This window comes from Ectopseudomonas toyotomiensis (genome assembly GCF_900115695.1).
Taxonomy (GTDB): Bacteria; Pseudomonadota; Gammaproteobacteria; order Pseudomonadales; family Pseudomonadaceae; genus Aquipseudomonas; species Aquipseudomonas toyotomiensis.
Genome location: NZ_FOXK01000003.1, coordinates 264,125 through 279,283 on the forward strand (window position 1 = coordinate 264,125; position 15,159 = coordinate 279,283).

The 15,159-nt window shown below is 63.5% G+C and carries 16 protein-coding genes; 11 read left to right on the top strand and 5 right to left on the bottom strand.

Translation table 11 applies throughout. The features are described from left to right. Window positions 1-64: 64 nt before the first annotated feature. From BM186_RS07595 to BM186_RS07620, 7 genes are all read left to right on the top strand, one after another. Window positions 65-469, top strand: coding sequence for a MarR family winged helix-turn-helix transcriptional regulator (locus BM186_RS07595; RefSeq protein ID WP_074914280.1), 405 nt, complete (start codon window positions 65-67; stop codon window positions 467-469). A 52-nt stretch (window positions 470-521) separates the two neighbouring features. Then, entirely contained in the window at window positions 522-1,727 is a 1,206-nt protein-coding gene (locus BM186_RS07600; protein ID WP_074914282.1) for an MFS transporter, read from the top strand. Then, entirely contained in the window at window positions 1,724-1,849 is a 126-nt protein-coding gene (locus BM186_RS26965) for a hypothetical protein (RefSeq protein WP_274521347.1), read from the top strand. The genes BM186_RS07600 and BM186_RS26965 overlap by 4 nt, the downstream gene beginning before the upstream one ends. Before the next feature lie 62 nt (window positions 1,850-1,911). After that, window positions 1,912-2,463: a glutathione peroxidase gene (locus BM186_RS07605; protein ID WP_074914284.1), complete on the top strand. Its 552-nt coding sequence runs from the start codon at window positions 1,912-1,914 to the stop codon at window positions 2,461-2,463. Between the two features lie 146 nt (window positions 2,464-2,609). Further along, complete coding sequence (locus tag BM186_RS07610; RefSeq protein WP_074914287.1) at window positions 2,610-3,536, top strand: esterase/lipase family protein; 927 nt, start codon at window positions 2,610-2,612, stop codon at window positions 3,534-3,536. A gap of 42 nt (window positions 3,537-3,578) precedes the next feature. Beyond that, window positions 3,579-4,637, top strand: coding sequence for a lipase secretion chaperone (locus BM186_RS07615; RefSeq protein ID WP_074914290.1), 1,059 nt, complete (start codon window positions 3,579-3,581; stop codon window positions 4,635-4,637). 12 nt (window positions 4,638-4,649) lie between these two features. Further along, window positions 4,650-6,398 carry a hybrid sensor histidine kinase/response regulator gene (locus tag BM186_RS07620; RefSeq protein ID WP_074914292.1) on the top strand — a complete coding sequence of 583 codons (1,749 nt, stop codon included), beginning with the start codon at window positions 4,650-4,652 and terminating at the stop codon, window positions 6,396-6,398. Here the strand turns inward: BM186_RS07620 and BM186_RS07625 are convergent, their stop codons facing one another. The 4 genes from BM186_RS07625 to BM186_RS07640 form a co-directional block, all read right to left on the bottom strand. Then, window positions 6,399-7,010 (bottom strand): response regulator transcription factor, encoded by a 612-nt coding sequence (locus tag BM186_RS07625; RefSeq protein ID WP_074914295.1) that lies wholly within the window; start codon window positions 7,008-7,010, stop codon window positions 6,399-6,401. A gap of 63 nt (window positions 7,011-7,073) precedes the next feature. After that, window positions 7,074-8,348 (bottom strand): OmpP1/FadL family transporter, encoded by a 1,275-nt coding sequence (locus tag BM186_RS07630; protein WP_074914298.1) that lies wholly within the window; start codon window positions 8,346-8,348, stop codon window positions 7,074-7,076. A gap of 149 nt (window positions 8,349-8,497) precedes the next feature. Then, window positions 8,498-8,977, bottom strand: a complete 480-nt coding sequence (locus BM186_RS07635) for a hypothetical protein (protein WP_017677451.1) — start codon at window positions 8,975-8,977, stop codon at window positions 8,498-8,500. 199 nt (window positions 8,978-9,176) lie between these two features. After that, window positions 9,177-10,031 carry a sulfurtransferase gene (locus tag BM186_RS07640; protein ID WP_074914301.1) on the bottom strand — a complete coding sequence of 285 codons (855 nt, stop codon included), beginning with the start codon at window positions 10,029-10,031 and terminating at the stop codon, window positions 9,177-9,179. A 320-nt stretch (window positions 10,032-10,351) separates the two neighbouring features. Between BM186_RS07640 and gdhA the strand changes: the two genes are divergently transcribed. After that, complete coding sequence (gene gdhA / locus BM186_RS07645) at window positions 10,352-11,689, top strand: NADP-specific glutamate dehydrogenase (RefSeq protein WP_074914303.1); 1,338 nt, start codon at window positions 10,352-10,354, stop codon at window positions 11,687-11,689. A 128-nt stretch (window positions 11,690-11,817) separates the two neighbouring features. Further along, window positions 11,818-12,498, top strand: coding sequence for a spermidine synthase (locus BM186_RS07650; RefSeq protein ID WP_074914306.1), 681 nt, complete (start codon window positions 11,818-11,820; stop codon window positions 12,496-12,498). Window positions 12,499-12,539: 41 nt separating this feature from the next. Here the strand turns inward: BM186_RS07650 and BM186_RS07655 are convergent, their stop codons facing one another. Next, complete coding sequence (locus tag BM186_RS07655) at window positions 12,540-13,601, bottom strand: SMP-30/gluconolactonase/LRE family protein (protein WP_099481806.1); 1,062 nt, start codon at window positions 13,599-13,601, stop codon at window positions 12,540-12,542. A gap of 131 nt (window positions 13,602-13,732) precedes the next feature. On the opposite strand from BM186_RS07655, the gene rnd reads away from it, so the two are divergent. Together rnd and BM186_RS07665 are read left to right on the top strand one after the other, a co-directional pair. After that, on the top strand, window positions 13,733-14,866 hold the full coding sequence (rnd, locus tag BM186_RS07660; RefSeq protein WP_074914311.1) for a ribonuclease D: 1,134 nt from the start codon (window positions 13,733-13,735) through the stop codon (window positions 14,864-14,866). Further along, window positions 14,863-15,156: a YcgL domain-containing protein gene (locus BM186_RS07665; RefSeq protein ID WP_072424636.1), complete on the top strand. Its 294-nt coding sequence runs from the start codon at window positions 14,863-14,865 to the stop codon at window positions 15,154-15,156. Before rnd ends, BM186_RS07665 begins: the two co-directional genes overlap by 4 nt. Window positions 15,157-15,159: the final 3 nt, after the last annotated feature.

Below are 15,159 nucleotides of genomic sequence, written 5' to 3' on the forward strand. Positions count from 1 at the left end.
TTATGGCGAGGCGGTGGGCAACTGTATGAGTGCCAATCGCTGATGCGGGTATATACCTGTATCCATGTTGCCGACCTCCTGTCTCTGTACCCAATTGCGCCGCGCCAGCCGTGGTGTCACCCGCCGTTACGACGATGCCCTCGCGGCCGTCGGGCTCGGTGCCGCGCAGTTTTCCCTGTTGCGCCATGTGCAGCGGCTCGGTCAACCGAGCATTTCCCTGCTGGCTGAAGCCATGGGGCTCGATCGCAGCACGCTCGGGCGCAACGTGCGGGTGCTGGAGGAACAGGGGCTGGTGCAACTGGGAGAAGGGCGCGATTTGCGCGCTCGCGAGGTACGGCTCACAGAAGCCGGCCTGCAACGCATCGAACAGGCGCTGCCGCTGTGGGAACAGGTGCAGCGTGAACTCAATGCCCGGTTAGGCGCAGATCGCCGTGCCGAGCTGATGAGGCTGCTCGAAGAACTGGCCTGAAGGCCGCATCACTGCCTACACGGTCGCAGGCGACCGTCCGCTGGAGATACCGATGACAACTGCATGGCGTTCAACCACCTGGCTGCTGCTCGGCGCATCGCTGATCCTGGCGCTGTCGCTCGGCACGCGCCATGGCTTCGGCCTGTTCCTGCCGCCGATGAGTGCGGAATTTGGCTGGGGCCGTGAGGTGTTCGCCTTCGCCATCGCCCTGCAGAACCTGATCTGGGGTCTGGCCCAGCCGATCACCGGTGCACTGGCCGACCGTTTCGGCGCGCGCAAGGCCATCGTCATCGGCGGCGTGCTTTACGTGCTGGGTCTGGTGTGCATGGGTATGGCCGACTCGCCGCTGTCGTTGTCACTGAGCGCAGGTCTGTTGATCGGCATCGGTCTGTCCGGCACGTCGTTCTCGGTGATTCTCGGCGTGGTCGGTCGCGCCGTGCCGGTGGAAAAACGCAGCATGGCCATGGGCATTGCTGCGGCGGCCGGCTCCTTCGGTCAATTCGCCATGCTGCCGGGCACGCTCGGTCTGATCAGCTGGCTCGGCTGGTCGGCAGCGCTGCTGGCCTTGGGGCTGCTGGTGGCGTTGATGATTCCGCTGGCGGCGATGATCAAGGAGACGCCACCACCAGTGACCAATGGTCCGCAGCAGACGCTGGTCGAAGCGCTGCGTGAGGCCACCAGTCACTCCGGTTTCTGGCTGCTGGCGCTGGGCTTTTTCGTCTGCGGCTTTCAGGTGGTATTCGTCGCCGTGCACCTGCCGGCCTATCTGGTCGATCACCACCTGCCGGCGTTGACCGGTACTACGGTGCTGGCGCTGGTCGGCCTGTTCAATATCTTTGGCACCTACATCGCCGGCTGGCTCGGTGGACGCATGTCCAAGCCGCGCCTGCTCAGTGCGCTGTATCTGCTGCGCGGTGTGGTGATCACGCTGTTCCTGCTGGCACCGCTGACGCAGTGGAGTGCCTACCTGTTCGGTATCGCCATGGGCCTGCTGTGGCTGTCGACCGTGCCGCTGACCAACGGTACCGTGGCGACCCTGTTCGGCGTGCGCAACCTGTCGATGCTCGGCGGTATCGTCTTCCTGTTCCACCAGCTCGGTTCCTTCCTCGGTGGCTGGCTGGGCGGCTACCTCTACGACACCACCGGCAGCTATGACCTGGTCTGGCAGATCTCCATTGGCCTGAGTGTGATGGCTGCCGCGCTGAACTGGCCAGTGCGCGAGGTGCCGGTTGCGCGGTTGCAAGGTGCGCCGGCGTGAGCCACAAGGTACTGCTGATCACCGGCCTGACGCTGGGCCTTGGTCTACTGTTGGCGCTGGCCTGGTGGGGCTGGCGCCAGGGTGGGCTGGCGTTGCTGCAGTTGGGCGTCGGTATCTGCTAGTTGCTTGCGTCTGGGCCTGCGAGTAGCGTGGTGGAATCGCGTCATCGCCTGAGGTCACTGCCATGTCTGTTCGTCGTCTTGCCTGTTCCCTGTTGCTCTCCAGCCTGGCGTTGCCGGTGCTGGCCGCAGAGTGCCCGGCCATGCTCCAGGGTGAGCTGCCCAAGCTGCGCGCCAAAGGTGAAAACATCGAGCTCTGTCAGTACGCGGGCAAGCCGCTGGTGGTGGTCAATACCGCCAGCTTTTGCGGCTTCACCCCACAGTTCAAAGGGCTCGAAGCGCTTTACCAACGATACAAGGATCAGGAATTGGAGGTATTGGGCGTGCCGTCCGACGACTTCCGCCAGGAATCCGCCGATAGTCAGGAGACGGCCACCGTCTGCTACGTCAACTACGGCGTGACCTTCGCCATGACCGAACCGCAGCCGGTTTCCGGTGCCAATGCCATCCCGTTGTTCAAGGGCCTGGCCGAGCAGAGCCGGCAGCCGCGCTGGAACTTCTTCAAGTACGTGGTCGACCGTCAGGGCAAGGTGGTGGCGAGTTTCTCCAGCCTGACCAAGCCTGACGATCCCGAGCTGATTGCGGCCGTCGAAAAGGCGATCGCCTCGCAACCCTGAGAGTCTCTGAACAGGCTCTGATTCTTCTCGCTTCACGGCCCTTCACCCATCTGGGCGATGGGCCGTGTCCGTCTGCCTGCCTAGACTGGCCAGGCGCCGGACGCAGTTCACCCGGCGTGCCCTACAAGAACAATAAGGAGGCACCCATGCGTCGCGTCTATACCGCTGCCCTGGCAACACTCGCTCTGCTTGGCGCCGTCGAGGCCCAGGCCAACTACACCAAGACCAAGTATCCGATCGTGCTGGTACACGGCGTGACCGGGTTCAATACCATCGGCGGGCTGGTCAATTACTTCCATACCATTCCCTGGAACCTAGAGCGTGATGGCGCCCGGGTGCACGTCGCCAGTGTCGCTGCCTTCAATGACAGCGAGCAGCGCGGCGCCGAGCTGGCCCGGCAGATCGTGCCCTGGGCCGCAGCCGGAGGCGGCAAGGTCAACCTGATCGGCCACAGTCAGGGCTCGCCGACCTCGCGCGTGGCGGCTTCGCTGCGGCCGGATCTGGTGGCCTCGGTGACCTCGATCAACGGCGTCAACAAGGGTTCCAAGGTCGCCGACGTGGTGCGCGGCGTGCTGCCACCGGGTAGCGGTATCGAAGGTGGTGCCAATGCCATCGCCAATGCTCTGGGCGCGGTGATCAATCTGCTGTCTGGCTCGAGCAACCCGCAAAACGGTATCAACGCGCTGGGCACCTTGACCACCGCGGGCACCAGTGCGCTGAACAGTCGCCACCCGTGGGGCGTCAACACCAGCAGCTACTGCGCCAAGTCGACCGAAGTGCACAACGTACGCGGTCACAGCATCCGCTACTACTCCTGGACTGGTAATGCCGCCTATACCAACGTGCTCGATGCGGCTGATCCATTCCTAGCCTTCACCGGCCTGGTGTTTGGCAGCGAGAAGAACGACGGTCTGGTGGGCGTGTGTTCCACCTATTTGGGGCAGGTGATCGACGACCGCTACAACATGAACCACGTCGATGCGATCAACCACCTGTTCGGCATTCGTGGCTGGACCGAGCCGGTGTCGCTGTATCGTCAGCATGCCAATCGCCTGAAGAACAAGGGCGTCTGATCCCGGTGAACGCGGCGGGGCAACTCGCCGTAGTGAGGTCGCATGTCCAAATTCTTCAGTCTTTCCCTGGTTGCCGTGGTGGTCGCTGGTGGCCTTACCCTGTACTGGCGCTGGCCGGCAGCAGTGCCTGAAGCGCAGCCTGCTGCCACTGCCGCCGTGCCGTCACGGCAGTCGTCGATCGAGCAGGCTTCGACTTCCCCCGCCAAGGCGCCCGCCGAGGCGCAGCCGCCAATAGCCGCGACCTTGCCCAGCCTGGCCGGTACCGAGGTGGATGGCCGGCTGCGTACCGACGCGGCCGGCAATCTGCTGCTGGATCTGGCGGTTCGCGATTACTTCGATTACTTCCTCAGCGCGGTCGATCATTCCGGGCTCGATGCGGTGATCGAGGCGTTGCTGGCCGATGCCGGCCGGCGCCTGCCGGAGCCTGCACTCGGGCAGATGATCAGCCTGCTCGGTGATTACCTGGACTACAAGCGTGCCAGCATGGCGCTGATGCAGCAGCCGTTGGATGCTCGGCAGCAGGTCGAGCCGCAGGCGCAGTTACAGGCTCTGCAGTCGGCATTCGCGCGCCTGGACGAGCTGCGCCGCGCACATTTCTCTGCAGCTGCGCAGGAAGCGCTGTTCGGCGCCGAACAGGCCTACGCCCGTTACACCCTCGATAGCCTGGCAGTGCAGCAGCGTGATGACCTCGGCGAGGCGCAGCGCACGCAATTGCTCGAACAGTTGCGTGAGCGTCTGCCCGACGCGCTGCGAGAAAGTGAGCAGCGCCAGCAACTGGCTCTGGAGCAATTGCAGCGCAGCGAGCAACTCTGGCGTGATGGTGCGGACGAGCAACAGGTGCGCGAGTTCCTGGCGATGACCTATGATCCGGACACCGTGCAGCGCCTGCTCGATGAGCAGCGGCGCGAGCGCGGCTGGCAGCAGCACTACCAGGCCTATCGCAATGAATTGGCCAGCCTGCAGGGTCGTGGGCTGAGCGAGGCAGATGGCGAGCAACTGCAGCGCCAGTTGCGCGAGCGGCTGTTCAGCAGTGAAGACCGACACCGTGTGGAAACCTATGACGCCATTGCCGCGAAGCAGCCGGAGCCGCTCGACCCCTGACGGATGTCGCCCATGAGCGAGCGCCTGCTGTTGGCCCAGCAGCGCCGAGGCTATCGCTCGCTGCGTTTCGTCGCCGAGCTGGAGGCGGGTTTTGCCGAGCATCGGGTGCAGCGTATTCGTCGGCGTCTGCCCCTGATCGCCCCCACGGCAGCCTTGTTCCAGCTGATCTATGCGCTGCTGGATTTTCTGCTGATGCCGCTGACGGTCAGTCTCTCGGTGCTACCGCTGCGCCTGATCGCGCTGGCGGTGTTGGCGCTGTCCTTTTTCTACTGTCGCCGGATCGAGGCACCGCCTGCCAGGGTGCCATTGGTCTATGCCGCGGCCTACTGGGTCAACGGTGTCAGCGTCGCGTTGATCGTGCACCTGTGCTGGCAGCAGGGCGTGGCGATGCCCTACGACGGCCTGTTCCTCGTCCTGTTGTTCGGCTACGCCCTGCTTGGGCTGTCGTTCCGTGCGATCAGTCTGTGCAGCTGGAGCTTCTGCCTGTTGTTCATCGGTGTGGGTGTGCTGTTCGGCGAAACCGGCGGTGAGCTGGCTTACCAGGGCCTGTTTCTGTTCTGCGCCAACCTGATCGGCAGCGTCGGTGTTTATATGCAGGAGCATGGTCAGCGTGGCGCCTGGCTGAACCTGCGCCTGCTCGACCTGGCGCGCCAGCGCGCCGAAGCCGATGACGCGCGCAAGTTGCGTCTGCTGGCGGCTGCCAGTCACGATCTGCGCCAGCCGCTCAACGCCATGGGGTTGTACGCCGAACACCTGGTGGAGCAGGGCGGCGATCAGCAAACCCGGCGCATCAGCGCGCGTCTGGCCGCTTCGGTAGAGCAGTTGGGGCGTCTGCTGCAATCGTTGCTCGACTACACCCGCCTGACCTTGCCCGGTGGCGTGCAGGCCAGGCCACATGTGTTCGCCCTGCGCCCATTGCTCGAGCGGCTGATTGCCGAAGTGCTTCCGGAGGCGCAGCAACAAGGGCTGCAACTAGAGCTGCATTGTGACGAGTGCGGGGTGTACAGCGATCCGCTGTTGCTGGAGCGACTGCTGCGCAATCTGCTCAACAATGCGCTGCTGCACGCACAGGCGCAGCACCTGAAGCTGAGTGCGCGGCATGACGGCGACGCAATCGTGTTGGAGGTGGCGGACGATGGCCGCGGTCTCAGCGAGGCGGAACAGGCGTTGGTGTTCGAGGAGTTTCGTCAGTTGGACAATCCCGGGCGCAATGCCGAGCGCGGACTCGGTCTCGGCCTGGCCATCGTGCAACAGCTGGCCGAGGTGCTGGAGCACCCCTTGCAGTTGCACTCCCAGCCAGGTGCTGGCACACGCTTCGCCCTGCAGTTGCCGCTTGCTGAGGTGCCGGTACAAGCGCCACGTGTGGATGCTGCGCTGGCATTGCGCGGGCGCATCCTGTTGCTCGAAGACGACGCCACTGGGCGCGAAGCCCTGGCCGGTTTGCTGCGTCGCTGGGGTTGCCAGGTGCAGGCCTGCGCCGATCTGGCCGGTGCGCTGCAGGCCTTGCGTCAGGAGGCGCCGCAGCTACTGATCAGCGATTATCGGTTAGCCGAGCGGGGCGACGGGCTGCAGGCCATCGAGCGATTGCGCGAGGCGGCAGGGCAGATGTTGCCGGCGTTGCTGATCACTGCTGATCTGAGCCCAGAACTGCATGAACGCTGCCTGCCGGCGCACGTCATTCCTCTGGGCAAGCCCCTGTTGCCGGTGCGTTTGCGCCAGGTGCTGGCCACTCAGTTGCAGGCACGCCAGGCACTCACCTGATCACAGCCAGCCGCGCTGACGGGCGGCGCTGACGCAGGCGGTGCGTGTATGCACGGCGAAGGTTTCGAACAGCGCCTTGAGGTGCGTTTTCACCGTGTCTTCGGCCAGACCCAGTTCGCGGCTGATGGCTTTGTTCGGCAGGCCTTCTGCCAATAACTGGAGAATCTCCAACTGCCTGGGTGTCAGGGGTGATGAGCTGCTTGGCGCAGGCAGGGTTTCGCCCAGCAAGACGCGGGTCACCGCCTGGCGCAGGGCGTTGCCATCGGAGCTCTTGGGGATGAAGCCGAGTGCGCCGGCGGCCAGCGCCGCCTGCGCCTCCAGCGCGGAATCACTGGCGCTGAGAATCGCCACCGGCGTGTTCTCGCCGCGCACCAGCCAGCGCTGCAACAGCTCGATGCCGGGATCGTCAGGCAGGCGCAGGTCGAGCAGGATCAGGTCATAGTCATGCTGACGCAAGCACTGCTCCGCTTCTGCAGCGCTGTGCGCGGTATGGATCTGCAGGTTCTGGCTCAGTGGCGACAAGGCCAGGGAGAGGCCGTCGAGAAAGATGCGATGGTCGTCGACCAGCAGCAGGCGAAGATTGTCGGGCAGGGTGGTGCAGAGGGCAGTCATGATGTTCTCACGCGGCTTTTATTGTTGTTCTGCCGCGTGAGTTTAGCCAAAGCCGAGCCTCGATTAGAAGCGATAGCTTAGTGAAGCCCCCAGGCCATGAGCGCTGTTCTTGTAGCGCGCACTGTAGGTGCCACGGGTAGCGCTGACGTGGTTCACGTCCACCGACTCTTCCTGCAGGTAGGAGTAGGCCACGTCGATGGTCATGTCCTGGTTGGGGCTCCAGCCGGCGCCGACGCTGAAGATGGTGCGGTCACCGGAGGGCACGCGCGGCGAGCGGTCGACGTTGTTGGTCGGCGATTGGTCGATGGCGATACCGGTGCGCAGCGTCCACTGCGGGCTGACCTTGTACGACAGACCGACTGCATGGGCCCAGGTGTCGTGCCAGTTCTGCTCTTCGACGATGGTGGAGAGGTTGGCCGGCAGCGTCGCGGAGTCGTTCTCCACGCGGATTTCCTTGAAGCGGCTCCAGCGAGTCCAGGTGCTGCCGACATACAGCGTCAGCGCATCGCTCAGGTCGTGAGTGATGGACATATCCACCGACTCGGGCGTGGTCAGGTCCAGATTGGCGTCGTACTTGCCGGCGATGCCGGCCAGCGCACCGCTACCGGAAACGCGCGTATCGCCCTCCAGTTCGTACTTCACGCGCGAATGGTAGGTCACGCCTGCGCGGGTGTTCGGGGTGAACTCGTAGAGCACACCGACGTTGAAGCCGACAGCGGTGTCGTCACCCTTGACCTTCACCTTGCCGTCATTGCTACCGGGACTCAGCGGGTTGAGCACGGAGGAAGTGAGTTCGCCTTCGATGTGGTTGAAGGTCGGGCCGAAACCCACCGACAGCTTGTCGTTGAAGCGATAGCTCAAGGTCGGCTGCACGGTAATCACCCGCACGTAGCTCTTGTCGGCGTAGTAGCGGCCCTGGAAGCTGCTCTCGTAATCGGTCATCAGGCCAAAGGGCACGTATACGCCCAGACCGAAGGCGACCTTGTCGTCCAGCGGTTTGACGTAATAGCCCATGGGCACGCCAGTGGTCGGCACCATATCGCCGTCGTTGCTACCCGACAGCGCCAGGGGGCCTGCGTTGGCGCTGGCGTGGCTGATATCGCTCTTGGCGTGAATCGCCGCCGCCCCTACATACACTTCGTCGCGCTTGAGGCGGGACATGCCGGCCGGGTTGCCGAACACGGTGCTGGCGTCATCGGCGGACGATGAGCGTCCGGCGAAGGAGGTGCCCATGCCGGAAATGCTTTGTTCGTTGAGGGCGAAGCCACTGGCGAAACCATGGCTCGAGGTGGCGGTGATGGCGACGGCAAGACCGGTCTTGAGAAGACGTTTGCTCACGGGGAAGCTCCTGTGGTGAGGCGGGGGGCGCACGCTACAGTTTTTCCTGACCCCTGCCAAGACGCTGAAGTTCCCTAAATAGAGCGCATTGTCGGACAATTGGTTTGATAATGTACGGATTTTCTAAATTAGATTTTCTGACTATTTGATCAGGCTACCTGGCTAACGGGCTCGATGCAGCGTTGCCAGGCATCGAGAAAATCATGTTGCCGAGCCTGGGGCTGAAAAACCTTGCACCATATTCGGCCCAAGGCCGGCAGATCATCGGCGGCTGGCATCTCGAGTTTCTCGCTTTCGACCAGCAGCCAGGCAATGGCCGTGGCGTAACGCAGATTGACCGTCAGCTCCACGTGTGGTGCTTCAAGGAAGGCGTGCTGGCTGGCGAGGCCACGTACACGGCTGGCAAGCTCGGGGTCGAAGGCCAGATGCTGGTCCCAGAGTATCTGGTGGCGCTGTTCACTGATGCGATACAGGCCGTGACCTTGCGGGGTGTCCAGCGCGCTGCCCAGTGCCGACTGACAGGCGGCAGCTCCCAGCAGCAGCGCTTCGGCCGTGGCGCTATGGCGTTCGAGATAGAGAAGGGTAGGGCGGATCACATGCTGGCTGAGATCGCAGGCGGCAATTCCCATGGCATCCTCGCGGAGGGTGCCGGTGGGGCCGGGCGCGTGGCAGCTTTTCTAGTGGCTCTTCGATAAAGGCCCCACCGGGAGCGGGGTTAGCCGCTCATTTTCAAGTCTAGTGCGATATTTAAGCTGTAAAGGTCTGTTTTTAAATTGATTCTTGATCTGAGTTATTGGGCATATTTCGATTGGTGCTTAAAACCTTCGATCAATCGCCCGTGGCTATCGGGCGTGTCGGATCGGTGATCCATTCGCTCCAGGACCCCGCATAGAGCGGTGCCAGTGGGTAACCAGCGAGGCTCATGGCGAACAGGTTGTGGCAGGCAGTGACGCCGGAGCCGCAATAGGCCACCAGGTTTTCCAGGGGACGTTCTCCGCGCAGCTTGTCGAAGCGCTCGCGCAAGGCGTTCGGCGCAAGGAAGCGGCCATCGTTACCCAGGTTGTCGGTGAACACGGCGCATTGCGCGCCGGGAATGTGCCCGGCGATTGGGTCGAGTGGCTCGACCTCGCCACGAAAGCGCGGTAGGGCCCGCGCATCGAGCAGGGTCAGGTCCGGGTTGCCCAGGCGCTGGGCCAGTTGATCGGCCGTCAGCAGCAGGCTGTTGTCCGGTTGCGCGGAAAAATCACCGGGGGCATTGCTCGGTGCCGCTGTGGTCAGTTCCTGGCCGACTTCACGCCAGGCTTTCAGGCCGCCATCTAGCAGGTACAGGCCATCACGTTTGCCCAGCCACAGCAGCAACCACCAGGCGTGCGCGGCGAAGGCGCCGGGGCCATCGTCATACAGCACCACCTGGCTGTCCGCCCGCAGGCCGCAACTGCGCAGGCGTTCGACCAGTGCGCTCGGGTCGGGAAGTGGGTGGCGGCCGGTGACGCCCTTGACCACCGGAGCGGACAGATCCTGTTCGAGGTCGAGGAAGTGGGCGCCCGGTATATGCCCATCAAGGTAGCTGCGGCGGCCGTAGGCCGGGTCTTCGAGTGCGAAGCGGCAGTCCAGGATCAGCAGGTTTTCCTGTCCCAGACGTTGTTGAAGGTGTTCCGTGCTGATCAGTTGAGCGAGTGGCATGGTGTCTCCTGTGTCATAGCAGGGTTTGCGGCATCATACCGCCTAGCCTGCTATCCGATCCCCACGAAGAACGAGCCTGTTCAGCTTCATTCGGCAAAGCTGTGGCACCAGCGGCGCAAGTCGTGGTCGATATTCGTGCGTTTTTGGCTCTTATTCGGTGCGTAATTGAATTGGGAAAACTCTGCTATAGAAGCTTTTCAATCTTTTCTCACTGGGTGATGCACTAAAAAGTTTCATCAAGGCGACATTTTGATCTGTTTTGGTGCTTTGCTGCCTGCTAGAGTGCCGGCCACTTTGTCTCTGTGGTGTCGAGGTGCCGCATGTCGTTGTCCGTCGATTCTTTCCTGGCGCGCCTGAAACAGCGCGATCCCGATCAGCCGGAATTCCACCAGGCGGTGGAAGAGGTGGTGCGCAGCCTGTGGCCCTTCCTCGAAGCCAACCCGCGCTATCGCGAGGCTGGCATTCTCGAGCGTATGGTCGAGCCGGAACGGGCCATCCTGTTTCGCGTGCCCTGGGTCGACGACCGTGGCCAGGTGCAGGTCAACCGCGGCTACCGTATCCAGATGAGTAGTGCCATTGGTCCGTACAAGGGCGGTCTGCGTTTCCACCCCTCGGTGAACCTGGGTGTACTCAAGTTTCTCGCCTTCGAGCAGGTATTCAAGAACTCGCTGACTTCGCTGCCCATGGGCGGCGGCAAGGGCGGTGCGGACTTCGATCCCAAGGGCAAGAGCGAAGGCGAGGTGATGCGCTTCTGCCAGTCGTTCATGAGTGAGCTGTACCGCCATATCGGTGCCGATCTGGACGTGCCGGCCGGTGACATTGGCGTCGGCGGCCGTGAGATCGGCTACCTGTTCGGCCAGTACAAGCGGCTGTCCAACCAGTTCACCTCGGTACTGACCGGCAAAGGGCTGAGCTACGGCGGCAGCCTGATTCGCCCGGAGGCCACCGGCTACGGCTGCGTGTACTTCGCCCAGGAAATGCTCAAGTGCGTCGGCCAGGGTTTCGAGGACAAGCGCGTGGCTATCTCCGGTTCCGGCAACGTTGCTCAGTTCGCTGCGCAGAAGGTCATGGATCTGGGTGGCCGGGTCATCTCGCTGTCCGATTCCGAGGGCACGCTGTATGCCGAGGGCGGCCTGGGCGCTGAACAATGGCATTATCTGATGGACCTGAAGAACGTGCGTCGCGGCCGCCTGCGCGAGATGGCCGAGCACTATGGTCTGCAGTTCCTGGCGGGGCAGCGGCCCTGGAGCCTGCCGTGCGATATCGCGCTGCCGTGCGCGACGCAGAACGAGCTGGACGGTGAGGATGCCCGGGCGCTGCTGAAGAGCGGCTGCATCTGCGTGGCCGAAGGCGCCAACATGCCCTCGACCCTGAAGGCGGTGGACCTGTTCGTCGAGGCCGGCATCTGCTACGCGCCGGGCAAAGCTTCCAACGCCGGTGGCGTGGCCACCAGCGGTCTGGAAATGAGCCAGAACGCCATGCGCCTGCACTGGAGCGCCGGTGAAGTGGATGAACGCCTGCATGGCATCATGCAGAACATTCACCATGCCTGCGTCCACCATGGTGAGGAGAATGGCCGCATCAACTACGTCAAGGGCGCCAACATAGCCGGCTTCGTCAAGGTGGCCGATGCCATGCTGGCGCAAGGCGTGGTCTGAGCTTATCGCAGCAGACTCGAGGCCTCGCGTGTGAACGCGGGGCCTCGTCGTTTATAGCGGGGCTGTGTTGCGTGCGTGATTCAGGCATGCTGCCCGCCCCGTTGCTCGCTACATAGGTCTTCGTCTGCATGAAACGTTTCGTCTTGCTCGACACCGCTGCAATCCCCGGTACGGATGGCGCGCTCAATCTGTTCGAGTACGGTGACGACTTCGTCATCAAGATTGCTGGAGGCGATGGCGGGCAACTGATGAATACGCGCATGCACGGCTCGGAAGATGCCCTGGCCGCGATTCCCTGCAAGCAGATCGCGAGTCGGCCACAGGCGCGTGTGCTGATCGGTGGCCTGGGCATGGGGTTTACCCTGGCGTCAGCGCTGCAGCACCTGGGTGCCGATGCCGAGGTTGCGGTCGCCGAACTGGTGCCAGGCGTGGTCGAGTGGAACCGTGGCCCGCTGGGTGCGAAGTCGGGTTATCCCCTGAATGACCCGCGCACGCTGATCATCCAGGAGGACGTCGCCAAGGTGCTGCAGGCAGCAGTGCAGCGCTATGACGCGATCATGCTGGATGTCGACAATGGCCCCGAAGGCCTGACGCAGAAGGGCAATGACTGGTTGTACAGCATGGACGGCCTGCGCCAGTGCGCCAAAGCGCTAAGGCCCAAGGGCATGCTGGCGGTATGGTCGTCGAGCGCCGACCGCGCCTTTTCCGAGAAAGTGCGCAAGGCCGGCTTCAAGGGTGAGGCGGTGCAGGTCTATGCCCACGGCAATCGGGGCACGCGGCACACCATCTGGATCGCCCAGAAGGTCTGAGCCGGTGGCCCAGGCCTGAATGACCCGGGCCGCCTTCTGGCTCAATGAATCTGCAATTTGCCGATTCGATCGTTATCCAGGCTGCCGAAATACAGGTAGTCGCCTACCGGCTTGACCGAGGTGATCATGCGCAGGCGCGTGCCGCTGGGGTCATGCAGGCTGCGGACGATCTCGCCTTGCTCGTTGAGGGCGATGACTAAGCCGTAGGGGATCGCCTTCGGCCACATTGCGCGTGGCAGCTTGGCCAGTTGCGACTTGAGCCAGGGGTGGCGATGGAGGAAGTCGGCGTCGGCCTTGCGCGGGGTCGGCAGTGCTACCCAGAAGGTGCCATTGCGGTCGCCCTGCAGGTTGTCCGGCAGGCCCGGCAGGTTGTCGATGAAGATGTCGTGCTGGCCGGCCTTGTCGCCCTTGAGCCAGTAGCGGGTGATGCGATAGCGATAGGTCTCGTTGACCAGTACGAAGTCCTCGTTCGCCGACAGGGCTACGCCGTTGGCGAAATACAGGTCTTTCAGCAATACGCGGGTTTCGCCGCTGGTCGGGTCATAGCTGAGCAGGCGACCGTGGGGGCGGGCCTCGAGCAGGTCGAGCAGGTAGTCCGGCTGTTCGAAGCGCGATGAGGCGTCGCTGAAGTAGATGGTGCCGTCGCTGGCGATGTCCAGGTCGTCGGTGAAGGCGAAACGCAGGCCTTCAGCCTCGGTGGTCAGCACCTTGATCGCGCCCTGCGGGTCGATGCTCAGCAGGCCCTTGTAGGCATCGGCGACGATCAGGTTGCCACTGGCGTCGAAGTTCATGCCCAGCGGGCGGCCGCCGGTGTCAGCGAAGGTTTCCAGGCTATCGTCTGCCAGCACGCGAACGATGCGGCCGTCATGCAGGCCGGCGTAGACCCGGCCCTGGCTGTCGACGGCGGTGTCTTCCGGACCATGCACCTGGCCGCGCGCCAATAGCTCGGCTTTCATCAGGGTGTCGTTGGGCTCCAGAGCGCCCGTCATCGCCGGGGCGGGCGCGGCGTCCCAGGGCAGTGGATCGATCGGGCTGGGGGTCAGGGCCAGGTAACTGGCCGCTGCGGCCAGCAGCATGACGATCAGGGCAAGCAGTTTCTTCAGCATTGTTGTTCTTCCGTGTCGGAGGCGGTGCGCGGCACAGATTACACAGTTCCGGTGATCGGCGGCAGGCTGCTGCCCCGTGCGCTGGCCTGGGCATATATACTGCGCGGCATTCTAGACGGGAGAGCCGCGTGGCTAACGACATTCACTGGATTCTTGACGACGCCAGCCTGGCTGAGCATTGCGCTGTCTGGCAGGCGCTGCCCTTCGTCGCGTTGGACACCGAGTTCATGCGCGTCGACACCTTCTATCCCATCGCTGGGTTGCTGCAGGTCAGCGGTGGCGACGGCGCCTATCTGATTGACCCCTTGCGTATCAGCGACTGGCGGCCGTTCGCCGCGCTGCTCGAAGCGCCGAGCGTGGTCAAGGTACTGCATTCGTGCAGTGAGGATCTGGAGGTCTTCCTGCGCCTGACCGGCAGCTTGCCGGCGCCGCTGTTCGATACGCAATTGGCGGCTGGTTACCTCAATCTCGGCTTCTCCATGGGCTACTCGCGCCTGGTACAGGCGCTGCTCGATATCGAGCTGCCCAAGGGCGAAACCCGCTCCGATTGGCTGCAGCGGCCACTGTCCGAACTCCAGGTGCGTTACGCCGCCGAGGACGTCTCGCACCTTGTCGAGGTGTACCGCGCCCTGATGGCCCGCCTGGCGCCGCAGAAGGTCGAGTGGATTCTGGAGGACGGTGCCGAGCTGGTCGCCAATCTCGGTCGTGAGATCGCCCCGGAAGATGCCTGGCGCGATGCCAAGCTGGCCTGGAAACTATCGCGCCAGCAGCAGGCCGTGCTCCGCGCGCTGTGCGCCTGGCGCGAGCGCGAGGCGCGCGCGCGCAACCAGCCACGCAATCGCATCCTGCGTGAGCATTCGTTGTGGCCGCTGGCCCGTACCCAGCCAGATAACCTGGTGGCGCTGGCGCGCATCGAGGACATGCACCCGAAAACCGTGCGTCAGGACGGGGAGACACTGCTGCAGCTGATTCGTGATGCCGCGGCGCTGCCGCCCGAGCAGTGGCCCGAAGCCTTGCCCGAGCCGTTGCCAATCGAAGCCTCTGCGCTATTGAAGAAACTGCGCGCCGTCGGCCAGCGCGAGGGCGAGCGCCTGGATATCGTGCCCGAGCTGATGCTGCGCAAGAAAACCCTGGAGGCCCTGCTGAAAAGCGGTTACCCCAATGGTCCTTATCAATTGCCCGACTCCCTGCGTGGCTGGCGCCGGGAGCTGATGGGCCAGGCGCTGCTTGACTGCCTGGCCGCTGAAGGAGAATCCGCGTGAAACGCATCTGTTCCATCTACAAAAGCCCGCGCAAGAACGAGATGTATCTCTACGTGCTCAAGGCCGAGGCTCTGACACGTGTACCCGAGGGGCTACTCGCGGTGTTCGGCCCGCCCGCGCATGCCTTCGATCTGGTGCTCAGCCCGGAGCGCCAGTTGGCTCGCGAGGACATCGCCCAGGTGCTGGAGAACCTCGACAAGCAAGGCTATCACCTGCAGATGCCGCCCCCCGAGGAGGAGTACATTCAGCATCTGCCCGACGAACTGTTGCGCCGCAACGATCCGGTGTAAGCC

Bases quoted from the DNA above. Each gene is read 5' to 3' on its own strand.
- BM186_RS07595 (WP_074914280.1), top strand. From the start codon at position 65: ATGTTGCCGACCTCCTGTCTCTGTACCCAATTGCGCCGCGCCAGCCGT.
- BM186_RS07600 (WP_074914282.1), top strand. From the start codon at position 522: ATGACAACTGCATGGCGTTCAACCACCTGGCTGCTGCTCGGCGCATCG.
- BM186_RS07605 (WP_074914284.1), top strand. From the start codon at position 1,912: ATGTCTGTTCGTCGTCTTGCCTGTTCCCTGTTGCTCTCCAGCCTGGCG.
- BM186_RS07610 (WP_074914287.1), top strand. From the start codon at position 2,610: ATGCGTCGCGTCTATACCGCTGCCCTGGCAACACTCGCTCTGCTTGGC.
- BM186_RS07615 (WP_074914290.1), top strand. From the start codon at position 3,579: ATGTCCAAATTCTTCAGTCTTTCCCTGGTTGCCGTGGTGGTCGCTGGT.
- BM186_RS07620 (WP_074914292.1), top strand. From the start codon at position 4,650: ATGAGCGAGCGCCTGCTGTTGGCCCAGCAGCGCCGAGGCTATCGCTCG.
- BM186_RS07625 (WP_074914295.1), bottom strand. From the start codon at position 7,010: ATGACTGCCCTCTGCACCACCCTGCCCGACAATCTTCGCCTGCTGCTG.
- BM186_RS07635 (WP_017677451.1), bottom strand. From the start codon at position 8,977: ATGGGAATTGCCGCCTGCGATCTCAGCCAGCATGTGATCCGCCCTACC.
- BM186_RS07640 (WP_074914301.1), bottom strand. From the start codon at position 10,031: ATGCCACTCGCTCAACTGATCAGCACGGAACACCTTCAACAACGTCTG.
- gdhA (WP_074914303.1), top strand. From the start codon at position 10,352: ATGTCGTTGTCCGTCGATTCTTTCCTGGCGCGCCTGAAACAGCGCGAT.
- BM186_RS07650 (WP_074914306.1), top strand. From the start codon at position 11,818: ATGAAACGTTTCGTCTTGCTCGACACCGCTGCAATCCCCGGTACGGAT.